13 protein-coding genes are annotated in these 14,596 nt (G+C 73.2%); 8 read left to right on the forward strand and 5 right to left on the reverse strand.

All coding sequences use genetic code 11. The features are described 5' to 3' along the window. The first annotated feature begins 294 nt into the window (after positions 1 to 294). Positions 295 to 1,131, forward strand: a complete 837-nt coding sequence (locus C3492_RS30670) for an SDR family NAD(P)-dependent oxidoreductase (RefSeq protein WP_103815903.1) — start codon at positions 295 to 297, stop codon at positions 1,129 to 1,131. 241 nt (positions 1,132 to 1,372) lie between these two features. Here the strand turns inward: C3492_RS30670 and C3492_RS30675 are convergent, their stop codons facing one another. The 3 genes from C3492_RS30675 to C3492_RS30685 form a co-directional block, all read right to left on the reverse strand. Further along, positions 1,373 to 2,521, reverse strand: a complete 1,149-nt coding sequence (locus tag C3492_RS30675) for an MAB_1171c family putative transporter (RefSeq protein WP_103815904.1) — start codon at positions 2,519 to 2,521, stop codon at positions 1,373 to 1,375. Continuing rightward, positions 2,514 to 3,035 carry a regulator component gene (locus C3492_RS30680; RefSeq protein ID WP_103816000.1) on the reverse strand — a complete coding sequence of 174 codons (522 nt, stop codon included), beginning with the start codon at positions 3,033 to 3,035 and terminating at the stop codon, positions 2,514 to 2,516. The genes C3492_RS30675 and C3492_RS30680 overlap by 8 nt, the downstream gene beginning before the upstream one ends. A 199-nt stretch (positions 3,036 to 3,234) precedes the next feature. Continuing rightward, positions 3,235 to 4,104, reverse strand: a complete 870-nt coding sequence (locus C3492_RS30685; protein ID WP_103815905.1) for an oxidoreductase — start codon at positions 4,102 to 4,104, stop codon at positions 3,235 to 3,237. Between the two features lie 107 nt (positions 4,105 to 4,211). Between C3492_RS30685 and C3492_RS30690 the strand changes: the two genes are divergently transcribed. The 3 genes from C3492_RS30690 to C3492_RS30700 all read left to right on the forward strand — a co-directional run bounded on the left by C3492_RS30690 (position 4,212) and on the right by C3492_RS30700 (position 7,863). Further along, positions 4,212 to 5,123 (forward strand): LysR family transcriptional regulator, encoded by a 912-nt coding sequence (locus C3492_RS30690; protein WP_103815906.1) that lies wholly within the window; start codon positions 4,212 to 4,214, stop codon positions 5,121 to 5,123. A 56-nt stretch (positions 5,124 to 5,179) separates the two neighbouring features. After that, positions 5,180 to 6,709: a tRNA (N6-isopentenyl adenosine(37)-C2)-methylthiotransferase MiaB gene (gene miaB / locus C3492_RS30695; RefSeq protein WP_103815907.1), complete on the forward strand. Its 1,530-nt coding sequence runs from the start codon at positions 5,180 to 5,182 to the stop codon at positions 6,707 to 6,709. A gap of 440 nt (positions 6,710 to 7,149) precedes the next feature. Then, on the forward strand, positions 7,150 to 7,863 hold the full coding sequence (locus tag C3492_RS30700) for a class III extradiol dioxygenase subunit B-like domain-containing protein (protein WP_181140642.1): 714 nt from the start codon (positions 7,150 to 7,152) through the stop codon (positions 7,861 to 7,863). A 431-nt stretch (positions 7,864 to 8,294) separates the two neighbouring features. Here C3492_RS30700 and C3492_RS30705 read toward each other — a convergent pair whose 3' ends face one another. After that, positions 8,295 to 8,582 (reverse strand): antitoxin, encoded by a 288-nt coding sequence (locus C3492_RS30705; RefSeq protein WP_103815908.1) that lies wholly within the window; start codon positions 8,580 to 8,582, stop codon positions 8,295 to 8,297. 24 nt (positions 8,583 to 8,606) lie between these two features. Beyond that, the gene (locus C3492_RS30710; protein WP_374938397.1) at positions 8,607 to 8,894 is read right to left on the reverse strand and encodes a hypothetical protein; all 288 of its coding nucleotides are present in this window, start codon (positions 8,892 to 8,894) and stop codon (positions 8,607 to 8,609) included. Positions 8,895 to 9,066: 172 nt separating this feature from the next. Between C3492_RS30710 and miaA the strand changes: the two genes are divergently transcribed. The 4 genes from miaA to C3492_RS30730 all read left to right on the forward strand — a co-directional run bounded on the left by miaA (position 9,067) and on the right by C3492_RS30730 (position 14,448). Continuing rightward, a complete protein-coding gene (gene miaA, locus C3492_RS30715) occupies positions 9,067 to 10,020 on the forward strand; it encodes a tRNA (adenosine(37)-N6)-dimethylallyltransferase MiaA (RefSeq protein ID WP_103815909.1) in 954 nt (317 codons plus the stop codon). Positions 10,021 to 10,406: 386 nt separating this feature from the next. Further along, positions 10,407 to 10,871 (forward strand): hypothetical protein, encoded by a 465-nt coding sequence (locus C3492_RS30720; RefSeq protein ID WP_258056004.1) that lies wholly within the window; start codon positions 10,407 to 10,409, stop codon positions 10,869 to 10,871. 46 nt (positions 10,872 to 10,917) lie between these two features. Beyond that, entirely contained in the window at positions 10,918 to 11,787 is an 870-nt protein-coding gene (gene dapF / locus C3492_RS30725) for a diaminopimelate epimerase (protein ID WP_103815910.1), read from the forward strand. A 186-nt stretch (positions 11,788 to 11,973) separates the two neighbouring features. Then, positions 11,974 to 14,448, forward strand: coding sequence for a bifunctional (p)ppGpp synthetase/guanosine-3',5'-bis(diphosphate) 3'-pyrophosphohydrolase (locus C3492_RS30730; protein ID WP_103815911.1), 2,475 nt, complete (start codon positions 11,974 to 11,976; stop codon positions 14,446 to 14,448). The last annotated feature ends 148 nt before the right edge of the window (positions 14,449 to 14,596 follow it).

Genomic DNA, 14,596 nt, shown 5'->3' on the forward strand with positions numbered 1-14,596 from the left:
CAGGGTGAGCGCGGTGACCGCCAGCGCGGCGGACGCGGACGCGGGGATGGACCTGGCTCTGGGCATGGTGGGGGCGCCCTTTCGTGGGGTGGGGTGGTCGCCCGGCGAAACTAGAGGTCCAGACCACTTCCGTCAAGATATGAAGTAAGAAGTGAGGGAAGGGAGTTGTCGTGGCGTCCGGCGGCGCGGACGCTGGCCGGAAGTCGTCACCGTCGCAGCGATGGGTCCTAAGCTCGGTCGCGCTTGACGATCTCGGTCATGCTCGGCGATCTCGGTGAAGGGGCCTGAACTGCAATGGAGGACAAGCGCGTTGTCGTCGTGACCGGCGCGGGCTCGGGCATCGGCCAGGCCACGGCCCGGCTGCTGGCCGAGACGGGTCACCAGGTGGTCGTCTCCGGCCGCCGGGCCGAACCCCTGGAGCGCCTCGCGCGGGAGACGGGGGCGCTGGCGCATCCGTCCGACGTCGGGGACCCCGACGCGGCCCAGGGACTGGTCCAGGCGGCCCTGGGCGCCTACGGACGGCTCGACGGGCTGGTGCTGAACGCGGGCATCGGGCGCGGGGGAGCCGTGGGCGACATGTCGCTGCGGGACTGGGACGAGGTGATGCGCACCAACGTGACCGGTCCGCTCCTCCTGCTGCGCGCCGCGATCCCGCACCTGCTGGAGTCCCGGGGAGCGGTGGTCGCCGTGGCTTCGGTGTCCGCGCTGCGCAACGGCACGAGCAACGCGCCGTACGCCACCTCCAAGGCCGCCCTGCTCCAGCTGTGCCGGTCCGTCGCCGTCGACTACGGGCGTCAGGGGGTGCGGGCCAACGTCGTGTGCCCCGGCTGGGTGCGCACCGAGATGGCCGACCGGCGCATGGCACGCTTCGCCGCGGAGGCGGAACTGCCGGGCGGCGGGGTGGAAGCGGCCTACGCGGAGGCCACCAGGCTGCTGCCGCAGGGGCGCCCGGGTGAGCCGCGCGAGGTCGCGGAGGCGATCGGCTGGCTGCTGTCCCCGGCGGCGTCGTACGTCAACGGCGCGGTGCTCACCGTGGACGGCGGCGCGACGGCCCTCGACCCGGGAACACTCGCGTTCGACTACCGGATCACGCCCCGCACCGACGAGAACGGCTCCGCCGCTTCCGGCTGACCAGGCTCCGGAACGGCCGGTTCAGCGCGGCTTACGAGGGTTCGGTGCTGCTGGGCCGGTCTTCAGCGCGGCTGACGCCTCTACTCGGCCAGGCCTCCGCACGACCGTCCCGGCTCCGCACGACCGTCCCGGCTTCGGTGACCGTCCTGCCTTCGGTGACCGTCCTGCCTTCGGTGACAGTCCTGCCTTCGGCGACCGTCCCGGCTCGGCGACCGGCCAGACTTCAGGGGCTGGCCAGACTTCAGCGTCGCTGGGTCGGTGAGGTCCGGTCGGGGCAGGGGAGCGCGTCGGTCATGGCGGGCCACATCCGGGCGATGCCGAGCAGTGTCTCGGGACTGCCGTGCGTCACCCCGGGCAGCGGGTGCGGGTCGGCCGGTGGCACGCCGGCGAGGACGGCACGCCGGGCCTGGTCCACGGCACCGGCGAGCGCGGCGGACACCAGACGGTCGTCACGTACCCCCGCCCGTCTGGCGTACCGGTACGCGCTCTCGTAGGCGTCCGGCCGCACGTACTGCTGGAGGGTCAGGAGGGCGTCGTACGTCTCGATGGTCTGCCGGTGCGCCTGCAAGGCCGGCGGAAGGCGCGGCCGCAGCACCTCCTGGAGCCGGGACCGCCGGGGCCCGGCGAGGGCCACATGGGGCACCGCCGTCACCAGGTCGCGCCACAGCGGCCACAGCCGCCAGACCGTCCGCAGCGCGCCGGCCGACCGTACGAGGGCGCTCGCGCTGGGGACCAGCAGGGACGCCGCCCGCAGGAAGCCGTGCAGACTCATGATCACCGTCAGCCAGGGCAGCAGGTGCGGGACACGGTCGTAGAGGTGCCAGAGGTAGCCGGACCAGAAGGCGAGGGCGAGCACGCTGCCCGCCGCGAACAGGCGCAGCGACCAGACGAGATCGCGCTCGGTCGTCCGCAGGCTGTACCGCCAGCAGACCACGACGGCGGCGGCGTCACCGGCGAGATGGGCGGCGATGAGGATCAGCCAGTAGGCGGACGCGGCGGACGCGGGCCCCTGGGCGGACGCCGTTCCCGTGCCGACGTGCAGCAGATCCAGGACGAGCAGCGAGACGAGGGCCGCCGTCATCCCCACCGCCGCGCAGCGGCGCAGCCGCGGCGGACCGCTGGAGTCGACCACGAAGAGCAGGACCAGCCCCGCGCTGAGCACGCCGATCAGATTGCGGGCCAGGGACACCGTGTGGACATCGAGGCCGGCCGACGTGAGCGGGCCGACGATCCCGGGCTGGAAGAGGGTGATCGCGACGGTCGCCGCCAGCACGGTGAGCCAGAGCCCCCGCTGCTGGGAGTGGCGCAGTGCCGGCCGGGCCCGCCAGACGAGGGCGGACCACAGGGCGACGACGCCGGCGAGTCCGACCCGGGCCGCCAGCTCATTCACCGGGGCCGGCCGTCACCCCGAGGAACGCGCCGAGCCGTCCCACGGGTCCGGCCACCCGGCCGGCGGTCCCGGCGCTCTGGATCAGGGTGGCGATCATCTCGGCTTCCTGCTCCTCGGTGTTCGTGTAGCTGGTCCTGGCCCTCAGCCGTGTGACGAGATGGGGCTGGAGGCCGACCAGGAGGTCACCGGCCGGCCGCTCGCCGTCGTCCGTGAGGCTCCGGTGGTGGTCGCACAGCACGTGGCCGATCTCGTGGAGGATGATGTGCTCCCGGTGCAGGGGGGCGGTCCGGGCCTCGTAGAAGACGTAGTCGGCCTTTTCGGTGGCCAGCCACAGGCCGCAGGCTCCGGTGGCCGCCGCCTCCTCGGGCAGCTCCCTCAGCACGAGCGGACGGCCTCTGAGTTCTTCCACCCGCTCCCGCACCGCGTCCAGGGACAGCGACCGGGGCACCCCGAGATCGCGCAGGATCGCGGTGCATCGGCGCCGTAGTGCGGTGTACTCGCCCGTTCTCCTCACCTGCCGTGTCACCCCGTTCGGGCGAGAAAGCACTTCCCGTCACCAGCGGACGAGCTGTGGGTCACACCTAATCAGGTCGCGCGCCCTCTTGCACACGCCTGCCGGGTCTTTCGGTCGCCCTTTGGCGAAAACTTTCTGCTGCGCCCGGTCCGTCCACGGCGCAGTCGGGGGCCGCCAGCGCCGGCCGGGCCGGGCCGGGTCAGGCGTCGAAGTCGACGTCGCGGCTGACCGGCTCCCAGGCGAGCAGCTCCTCACGGACGTCGTCGAGGTGGCTCTTGAGCGCGTCCACGGAATCATTGCCCAGCGGCAGGCGCAGCGGCGTCCTGTCGCTGTCGAGGGCGCCGAGGATGGCCGCGGCGGCCTTGGCGGGGTCGCCGGGCTGCTTGCCGTGCCCGCCCTCGATGCCGGCGCGGGTGGGACCGACGGTCGCCTCGTACGCGGGCAGGGCCACCGACTCGTTCATGGCGGCGCCGAAGAAGCTGGTGCGGAAGGCCCCGGGCTCGACTATCAGCACCTTGATGCCCAGCGGGGCCACTTCCTGGGCGAGCGCTTCGGACAGCCCCTCCAGGGCGCACTTGGTCGCCGAGTACGCGCCGAATCCCGCGACGGACAGCTGCCCGCCGAAGCTGCTCATCTGCACGATGGCGCCCGACCTCTGCCTCCGCATGTGCGGCAGCACGGCACGGACCAGCGCGGCGGGCCCGAAGAAGTGGACGTCCATCAGGTCCCGCAGCTCGCGGTCGGTGGTCTCCTCGACCGCGCCCACCTGACCGCGGCCCGCGTTGTTGACGAGGACATCGATCCGGCCGTACCAGAGGACGGCCTCGGCGACGACTTCTGCGACACGGGTGTGGTCGGTGACGTCCAGCCGCACCGCGACCGCGCGGTCCGGGTGGGCGGCGATCAGGTCGTCGAGCGTCTCCGTGCGGCGTGCGGCGGCGATGACGGTGTCCCCCGCGGCCAGCGCCGCCTTCGCGATGGCCTGCCCGAAGCCGGACGACGCACCGGTGATCAGCCATACGCGGCCCTCGGCGCTGCGGGTGGGCGAAGGGGTGTCGGTCGTGGTCACTGCGTCCTCCAAGTCGGTGTCTACAGCTCCCAGTTGTGTCAGACACCGGGGCGCCCCGTCCAAGACATAAGATCACTCGCCCGATAGAGACGCTTTATGATCCCAGGGTGGACCTACGCCAGCTGCGCTATCTCGTGGCCATCGCGGAGGAGGGGAACCTGAGGCGGGCGGCCGAATCGCTGTACGTGACCCAGCCCTCCCTCTCGTACGCCCTCAAATCCTTGGAGTCCGAGCTCGGCGTACGCCTCTTCGACCGGCACGCCGGCGGGGTGACGGCCACCGCGGCCGGGCGGGACATCGTGGCGGAGGCCCGCCGTACGCTGCGCCAGGCCGACCGCATCCGGGTGCTCGCGGAGCGCCACCGGGAGTCGGGCACCCAGGTGCTGCGCGTGGGGTTCGAGGCCAGCGGTGCCGGTGAGCTCACCACCCGCGCCCGCGGCGAGTTCGCGCGCCGCCGGCCCGGCGTCCGGGTCGAACCGAAACGCTTCGACTGGGGCGAGGAGGTGGCGGCACTGCGTGACGGCCGGGTGGACGTCGCCTTCGTGTGGCTGCCGGCCGACCTCACCGACCTGCACAGCGAGGTGATCCACTCCGAGCCCAGGGTCGTCGGCCTCCCCCGGGGACACCGGCTGGCCGCACGCGACGCGGTGACCCTCACCGACGTGGAGGACGAACCCCTCACCTGGACGGAGCGGGCACCGCGCCCCTGGGTGGACTGGTGGGCGGTGAACCCGCGGCCCGACGGCTCGGCACCGCGCTGGGGACCGACCAACGACAACGTCGAGGAAATGCTGGAGCAGGTGGCGTCCGGGGAGGCCATCTGCTTCGCCCCGGCCGGCATGGCCCGGTACTACGCCCGGCCCGACCTCGTCTGGGTCCCGCTGCTGGGTGCCGAGCCCATGCGGGTAGCGATGGCCTGGGTGCGGGGCACGGAGACCGATCTCGTCCGGGGGTTCGCCGAGACCGTGCGGGGACTCGTCGCGGCCGGCCCGCCGGAATGCCCAGGGGGCCGGGCCTGAGGCCACCGGCCGGCAGGGCAGCGATCGCCCCCCTCGGGACCGCCTACCCTTGACGCATGACCAGCAGCAGCGACCGGAGCCCGGCAGTGGACGTTCAAGGATCCAAGAGTTACGAAATCCGCACCTACGGGTGCCAGATGAACGTCCACGATTCCGAGCGATTGGCCGGGCTGCTCGAAGAGGCCGGGTACGTGCGGGCCCCCGAGGGCTCGGACGGCGACGCCGACGTCGTCGTCTTCAACACCTGCGCGGTCCGCGAGAACGCCGACAACCGGCTCTACGGCAACCTCGGCCGGCTCGCGCCGAAGAAGGCCTCGCGCCCCGGCATGCAGATCGCGGTCGGCGGCTGCCTCGCGCAGAAGGACCGGGACACCATCGTGAAGAAGGCGCCCTGGGTGGACGTCGTCTTCGGCACGCACAACATCGGCAAGCTGCCCGTCCTGCTGGAGCGCGCCCGCGTCCAGGAGGAGGCGCAGGTGGAGATCGCCGAGTCCCTGGAGGCCTTCCCCTCCACGCTGCCGACCCGCCGCGAGAGCGCCTACGCGGCCTGGGTGTCGATCTCCGTCGGCTGCAACAACACGTGCACCTTCTGCATCGTCCCGGCCCTGCGCGGCAAGGAGAAGGACCGCCGCCCCGGCGACATCCTCGCGGAGATCGAGGCCCTGGTCGGCGAGGGTGTCTCCGAGATCACCCTGCTCGGCCAGAACGTCAACGCCTACGGCTCCGACATCGGCGACCGCGAGGCCTTCAGCAAGCTGCTGCGTGCCTGCGGGACCATCGAGGGCCTGGAGCGGGTCCGCTTCACCTCCCCGCACCCGCGCGACTTCACCGACGACGTCATCGCCGCCATGGCCGAGACGCCGAACGTGATGCCGCAGCTGCACATGCCGCTCCAGTCCGGCTCGGACACGGTCCTGAAGGCGATGCGCCGCTCGTACCGCCAGGACCGGTACCTGGGGATCATCGAGAAGGTGCGGGCGGCCATCCCGCACGCCGCGATCACCACCGACATCATCGTGGGCTTCCCCGGCGAGACCGAGGAGGACTTCGAGCAGACGCTGCACGTCGTCCGCGAGGCCCGCTTCGCGCAGGCCTTCACCTTCCAGTACTCCAAGCGTCCCGGCACCCCCGCCGCGACCATGGAGAACCAGATTCCGAAGGAGGTCGTCCAGGAGCGCTACGAGCGGCTGGTCGCCCTCCAGGAGGAGATCTCCTGGGAGGAGAACAAGAAGCAGGTCGGCCGCACGCTGGAGCTGATGGTCGCGGAGGGCGAGGGCCGCAAGGACGGCGCCACCCACCGTCTCTCCGGACGCGCCCCCGACAACCGCCTGGTCCACTTCACCAAGCCGGACCAGGAGGTGCGCCCCGGCGACGTCGTCACCGTCGAGGTCACGTACGCCGCCCCGCACCACCTCCTCGCGGAGGGCCCCGTCCTCGGCGTCCGCCGCACGCGCGCGGGGGACGCCTGGGAGAAGCGCACCGCCGCCGCGGCCGCCAAGCCCGCGGGTGTCATGCTCGGCCTGCCGAAGATCGGCGTCCCGGCGCCGCTGCCGGCGACCACGGGGAGCGCCTGCGGCTGCGACTGAGGTCTGGGCGCACCGCGGGGCGGCGGGGTCCGGGGGCACCGCGCGGCGGCGGGGAGTCTGACGCGGTGCGGTCCGGCGTTGAGCTCATCGAGCGGCGTGGTCCGGCGCACCGCGGGGCGGCGGGGGGTCTGACGCGGTGCGGTCCGGCGTCGAGCTCATCGAGCGGGCCGCCCGTGTGCGTGACGGTCTGCCCGCCGACCGGCGGGACGTGCTGGAGCGCGGACCGACCGGCCACCCGGGTGACCGACCCCCGGCACAAGCTCTCCCGCCCCGTCGGTGGCGGCGAGAGGGCCCGGCAGATTCGCGTTCTCCCGCCATCTCCCCATCGAGCACCTGATCAACGACGGCAGGCTCGTGGTGCTCGGCTGGCGGTGACCGCCTGACGGACGTGCTGGTCGAGGAGTGACACGCGCCCCGTGCACGGGGTTACGCTGCCGATCATGCTTGTCGCCGCCGCTGTCTGCCCCTGCCCACCACTGCTCGTGCCCGAGGTCGCCGCGGGCGCCGCGCCAGAACTGGACGCCGCCCGCGCTGCCTGTACGGACGCGCTCGGCGTGCTCGCCGCCGCCCGCCCCGACCTGCTGGTGGTCGTCGGCACCGCCGAGGAGGGCGGGCACGGCCCGTTCCCCCAGGGCACTCCGGGCAGCTTCCGCGGATTCGGGGTCGACCTGGACGTACGCCTGGGGCCCGCCGCTCACCCAACCCCGGAGCGCCTGCTGCCGACCTCCCTGGCCGTCGGCGCCTGGCTGCTGGAGCGGACCGGCTGGTCCGATGCCCCGATCGAGGGACTGGGAGCAGCGGACACGCTGGAGCCGGAGCGGTGCGCCGAGACCGGACGGGAGCTGGCCGGCCGGGCCGGGCGGGTGGCCCTGCTGGTGATGGGGGACGGCAGCGCGTGCCGCACGGTCAAGGCGCCGGGCTACCTGGACGAGCGGGCGGCACCCTTTGACGCGGAGGCCGCCCGGGCACTCGGCGCGGCGGACCTGGCCGCGCTGCGGGCACTGGACCCGTCCCTGGCCCGCGAACTGAAGGCCGCGGGCCGCGCGCCCTGGCAGATCCTGGCCGGCGCGGCCGAGAACGCGAACCTCGGCGGGGCACTGCTGTACGAGGACGCGCCGTACGGCGTGGGGTACATGGTCGCGACCTGGTCCTGAGCCCGGGCTTCGAGGGGCCGGCGGCCGTACGACTGCCGCACGCGCGCGTGCGGGCGCGAATGCGCCGACGTTTCCGGTGCCGCGGGTATTACGGCGCTGCTTCCGGCGTGCGGATGTACGGCCCTGCTCGCGCGGTGTGCTGACGTAGGGCGCTGCCCCCGCGCGTTGCCGTCCGGCCCGGCACCCGCGTGTGCTGACGTGGAGACCTGCGCCCGCGCGTTGCCGTCCGGCCCTGCCCTCGCGCTGACGCATCGCGCCCTCACCGCACGTGCTGACGTACGCTCCCGCTCCCGCGCAAGCTGAGCCACGACGCAGGCGCGGGGGCGCACGGAGGAACCCCGGCTCTCGGCGGACAGCGCACGTCGCCCGGGGCGCCCCGCGGATCACGGGACGCCCCGGGCGACGTGGTCACCAGGAACGACCGTCGGCCCTCACGAAGCCGGTGGCGGACCCTCCGGGTGGGTCGGACGGGTCGGGGTCATCGGGTCGTGAGGCGCCGCCTCGGGACCGCCCTTGTGCGCGAGGCGGTCCATGGCCTCCTTGGCCTTGCCCGTGCCCGCCTGGATCTTGTCGCTGTACTTGCCCTTGGTCCGCTCGTCGACGGCCTTCGCGGCCTTGTCGATCCCGTGCTGGACCTTGTCCCCGTGCTGCCGCGCGAGGTCCGACACCTTGTCCTTGGCCGGGCCCAGCTTGGCCTTCATGTTGTCCATCAGACCCATGGTCCACCTTCCCTCGCGGGACAGTTATCTGCCGGCGCCCTCGCCGGCCTCGCTGTCGACGGCCTCGCCCGCGGACTGCTGCCGGGGGATCCCGGCCCCCTCGGACGCGTCGTCCGTACCGGAGTCCGAGCGCACGGCCCCGTCCTCGTGCCCGTCACCGGACGCATCCTTCGCCTCCGCCGGACCGGTTCCCCTCGCCTCCGCCGACTCCGCCTGCTCCGCCTCGGTCTCCTCCGGTTCCGCGCCGGCGTCCACAGCCGTGGCCGACGCCTCCGCAGTCGCCTTCGATCGGCCGAGAAGCCGTGCAAACACGCCCATATCCACTCCATACGGTACTCGTGCGGGCGAATTCCCGCGTCACCCGGTGCGTAAGGTTGCGCCGCTCGGGTCACCGCCCCCGGCAGCCCGGCGGGCAGCACCTCGCACGGGCAACGACCCGGGACGTACACCGTCACGTAACTCGTTCGAGACCTCGCCGGGAGGTTTGCGAGACTGGTGCGGTGAGCAGTGCACCCCCCGCCCCCGCGTCATCGCCGTCGTCGGACCCACCGCGGCCGGAAAGTCCGATCTCGGCGTCTTCCTGGCCCAGCAGCTCGGCGGCGAGATCGTCAACGCCGACTCCATGCAGCTGTACCGAGGGATGGACATCGGTACCGCCAAGCTGACGCCCGAGGAGCGCGGCGGCGTCCCGCACCACCTGCTGGACATCTGGGACGTGACGGTCACCGCGTCGGTCGCCGAGTACCAGAAGCTGGCCCGCGCGCGGATCGACGCCCTGCTCGCCGAGGGCCGCTGGCCCATCCTGGTCGGCGGCTCCGGTCTGTACGTCCGTGGCGCCGTCGACAATCTGGAGTTCCCCGGCACCGACCCGGAGGTCCGGGCCCGCCTGGAGGAGGAGCTGGCGCTGCGCGGCTCGGGCGCGCTCCACGCCCGGCTGGCCGCCGCCGACCCCGAGGCCGCCCGCGCGATCCTGCCGAGCAACGGCCGCCGTATCGTCCGCGCCCTGGAAGTGATCGAGATCACCGGCCAGCCCTTCACGGCCAACCTGCCCGGTCATGACTCCGTCTACGACACCGTCCAGATCGGTGTCGACGTGGCTCGTCCGGAACTGGACGACCGCATCGCGCGGCGCGTCGACCGGATGTGGGAGGCGGGCCTCGTGGAGGAGGTGCGCGCACTGGAGGCGCAAGGCCTGCGCGAGGGGCGCACGGCGTCGCGCGCGCTCGGCTACCAGCAGGTGCTGGCAGCACTCGCCGGGGAGTGCACCGAAGCGGAAGCGCGGGCCGAGACCGTCCGTGCCACCAAGCGCTTCGCGCGCCGCCAGGATTCATGGTTCAGGCGCGATCCCCGGGTGCACTGGTTGAGTGGGGCCGCGGTGGATCGCCGGGAACTTCCGCAGCAGGCCCTGACGTTGGTCGAACGACCGGTTACAGCCTGATCACGTCATGGCATCGGGATGCGCCGCCGGTCATCGCGGCCTTGGGCGCCGTGCCATCATCGAGCTTCGATCGACCAAGTGGAGCCTAGTTGGGAGGGCGCGTGGCGATGGAGGCCGGCCCTCGCGACACCGCACGAAGTGCCGAGCACGTCACCACAGAGGGTGACGATCCGGGCCGGGACGGCCCGCGCCCCGGCGGGGACCTTCCACGGGTGAACGGACGCGCCGACAGTCGTCCGCGCGACAACGCCCTGCTCGACGCGCCCGTCCCCGACGACGGCCTGTGCGAGGGCGGCCTCACGGAGACCGGTCTGTCCGACGACGCCTTCCCGGGGGGCCGCCGCACCGACGACCCCTCGACCGGAAACAGCCACTCCGACGACCGTCTGTCCGAGCCCGGCCTCTCCGGTGACAGCCTCGCCGACGACCCCCTGGCCGACGACGGTCCCGACGACGCCGTGGGCGGTGTGACCGCCGACGGACCGGCGCCCGAGGAGATGTACCCGAGCGGGCCGGAGGTCGAGGTCGAGCTGCGCCCGCAGCGCCGGCTCCGTATCTGGCAGCTCGCCCCCATCGTGGGCCTGGCCGCCGTCGGCTCCCTGATGTTCGCCTTCCCGCTCGCCTTCGACTTCGGCGACAGCGGCGCGGTCATCGCCATGCTCGGCCTGCTGATCTGCTCCTGCGCGGCGGGCTGGGGCATGATGGCCGCCCGCCGGGTGGGCTACACCTGGCCCGGCCTCCCCCCGCGCGGCTCCGGCCGCCGCCCCGACTGGCGGGTGGTGCTCGGGTACGTGCTCCTGGTGGTCGTGGTCGTCGTGCTCGCGGTGTGGCGCGTCGCCCGCCTGCGCTAGACCCGCCGGAACGGGCACTGTCGTACCCACCCCGTACGATCGAGGAATGAGCACACGGATCGCCTTCCTCAAGGGGCACGGCACCGAGAACGACTTCGTGATCGTCCCGGACCCCGAGAACGCCCTCGACCTGTCCCCGGCCGCCGTCGCCGCCCTGTGCGACCGCCGGGCGGGCATCGGAGGCGACGGTGTGCTGCACGTCGTACGGTCCGCGGCCCACCCGGAGGCCCGGGGGATGGCCGCCGAGGCCGAGTGGTTCATGGACTACCGCAATGGCGACGGCTCGGTCGCCGAGATGTGCGGCAACGGCGTCCGTGTGTTCGCGCGCTACCTCCAGCACGCCGGCCATGTGGCCGAAGGCGACCTCACGATCGCCACGCGCGCGGGCGTGAAGACCGTCCACATCGCGAAGGACGGCGACATCACCGTCGGTATGGGCCGCGCCCGCCTCCCCGAGGGAGACGTCACGGTCACCGTCGGTGAGCGGAGCTGGCCCGCGCGCAACGTGAACATGGGCAACCCGCACGCGGTGGCCTTCGTGGCCGACCTGGCGCACGCCGGCGACCTGTACACCGCGCCGCCGGTCAGCCCGGCGGCCGCCTACCCGGACGGTGTGAACGTCGAGTTCGTGGCCGACCGCGGCCCCCGCCACGTCGCCATGCGCGTGCACGAGCGCGGCTCCGGCGAGACCCGTTCGTGCGGCACCGGCGCGTGCGCCGTCGCCGTGGCCACCGCCCGGCGGGACGGCACCGACCCGGCCGTCACCGGCACCCCGGCGACGTACACCGTCGACGTGCCCGGGGGGCGCCTCGTCATCACCGAGCGACCTGACGGCGAGATCGAGATGACCGGCCCCGCCGTGATCGTCGCCGAGGGCGAGATCGACGCCGAGTGGCTGGCTCACGCGTTCGGCTGACCCGCGGCCCTAAACCTCGATTCCGTCGCTCGAATGGGTGATCCGTTTCACGCTCGGCGAGAGGCGGTCTGTCGCACGTGGTGGGCTCGGTAGCATCAAGCACCGGCACGGACGGGGGAACGTCGCCATCCCTGAGCCGCGTACGCCCTGGGGCCCCGTCCGCCGGTCCACGAGCCGGAGGTGCCCATGAGTGCGGAGGCCACGAATCCTGCGACCGCTGGCCCGGTAGCGCCCACAGCGCCACAAGCGCTCACAGCGTCCGTGGCGCCCGCGGCGGCGCGCAGAAAGTCCCGGCCCCGGATCGACCTGCGCCGACTGGGCCGGGCCGCGCTGCTCGGCCCCGCGGTCCGCGGCAAACTGCCCGACGCCATCAGCCATGTCGTGGAGGCGCACCGCGCCCACCATCCCGACGCCGACCTCGAACCCCTGCGCCGCGCCTACGTCCTGGCGGAGTCCTCGCACCGCGGCCAGATGCGCAAGAGCGGCGAGCCGTACATCACACACCCGCTCGCCGTGACCCTGATCCTCGCCGAACTCGGCGCCGAGACCACGACGTTGACGGCGTCTCTGCTGCACGACACCGTCGAGGACACCGAGGTGACCCTGGATCAGGTGCGGGAACAGTTCGGGGAGGAGGTTCGTTATCTGGTCGACGGCGTCACGAAACTGGAGAAGGTCGACTACGGAGCCGCCGCCGAGCCGGAGACCTTCCGCAAGATGCTCGTCGCCACCGGCAACGACGTGCGCGTGATGTCGATCAAACTCGCCGACCGCCTGCACAACATGCGCACCCTCGGCGTGATGCGCCCCGAGAAACAGGAGCGGATCGCCAAGGTCACCCGTGACGTCCTCATCCCGCTCGCCGAACGCCTCGGCGTGCAGGCCCTGAAGACCGAGCTGGAGGACCTGGTCTTCGCCATCCTCCACCCCGAGGAGTACGAGCACACCAGGGAACTCATCGCGGAGAACGCCGCCCGCCCCGGCGACCCCCTCGCCGAGGTCGCCGACGAGGTGCGCGGGGTGCTGCGCGAGTCCGGCATCCCGGCCGAAGTCCTCATCCGCCCCCGGCACTTCGTCTCCGTCCACCGAGTGGCCCGCAAACGCGGACAGCTGCGCGGCACCGACTTCGGACGCCTGCTGGTGCTGGTGAACGAGGACGCGGACTGTTACGGCGTCCTCGGCGAACTGCACACGTGCATGACGCCGGTGGTGTCGGAGTTCAAGGACTTCATCGCCGTACCGAAGTTCAACCTCTACCAGTCCCTGCACACCGCCGTCGCCCGCCCCGACGGCCAGGTGGTCGAAGTCCTCATCCGCACCCACCAGATGCACAAGGTGGCGGAGGCCGGTGTCGTGGCCCTCGGCAACCCGTACGCACCCGCCGCCGACACCCCCGCGTCCGACACCGCCACGGCCAACCCGCCGTCCTCCGGTGCCTCGGCCGACGGTGAGCGAGTCGATCCCACCCGCCCCGGCTGGCTCTCCCGCCTCCTTGACTGGCAGCAGGCCGCCCCCGACCCCGACACCTTCTGGTCCACCCTGCGTGAGGACCTCGCCCAGGACCGGGAGATCACCGTCTTCCGCCCCGACGGGGGCGCGCTCGGCCTGCCCGAGGGCGCCACCTGCGTGGACGCCGCCTACGCGCAGTACGGCGAGGACGCGCACGCCTGCATCGGCGCCCGCGTCAACGGCCGGCTGGCGACCCTCAGCACGGTCCTGCGCGACGGCGACACGGTCCAGCTCCTGATGGGGCAGGACCCGGCCTCCGAACCCTCCCGCGAATGGCTGGAGCACGCGCACACCCCGGCCGCCCGCATCGCCATCCAGCGCTGGCTGGCGACCCACCCCGCCGGCGGCACCGATCCGTCCGAGCCGGGCGACACCCGAGCCGAAGGCGTCCGGGCCACCGCCCGGCCCACCGAGGCCACCGCCGAGCCCGGCACGGCATCGGCACATGCGGGGCAGCCCCCTTCGGCCGGCCGCGCAGCCACCACCGACCGCCCCGACCCTGCCGCCGCCCGCTGGGCAGACCCCTCCGCGGCCCGGCCCGCAGACCCCTCCGCGGGCCGTTCCGCGGGCTCCGCCGCGGCTCGCCCCGCCGGGCCGTCCGGCCCCCGGCCCGCAGATGCCTCCGCCCCCCGGCTCCCAGGCGCTCCAGGGGCTGCGCCGGCGCGCCCCGCCGACGGTGCCCCCGCCCCCCGCTCCCGGCGCGCCGACGTCCTCGTGGACCGACCCGGTGCCGCCGTACGGCTCGCCGGGTGCTGCACGCCCGTACCACCGGACGAGATCACCGGATTCGCGGTGCGCGGGGGAGTGGTGACCGTGCACCGCACGGAGTGCGCGGCGGTGGCGCACATGAAGAGCAGGGGGCGCGCGGAGCTCGGCGTGCGCTGGGGGGACACCGCCGAGTGCCGGGTCACCCTGGTCGCTGAATCGTTCGGCCGCCCCCACCTCCTCGCCGACCTCACCGAGGCGATCGCCGTGCAGGGCGTCGAGATCGTCTCCGCCACCGTCGAACCGCCCAGCCAGCAGCGGGTGCGGCACACCTACACCCTCCAGTTGCCCGACGCGGCCCATCTCCCGGCCCTGATGCGCGCCATGCGGGACGTACCGGGGGTCTACGACGTGCAGAGGGCGCAGCACCAGCCCAGGACGTCCTGACGACGACGTCCACGGGAGCTCCGACGACGGTGGCGACGGGCGTCCTGACGACGTCGGCCACTGGCCTCCTGACGACGGCGTCCGGCCTACCCGTTCGGGTGGGCCGGTCGCGCGTCGCCGCCGAGGAGCGGGCAACCACTGGTAGCGG

This window comes from Streptomyces sp. Ru62, assembly GCF_002920615.1.
In the GTDB taxonomy this organism is placed as follows: Bacteria; Actinomycetota; Actinomycetes; order Streptomycetales; family Streptomycetaceae; genus Streptomyces.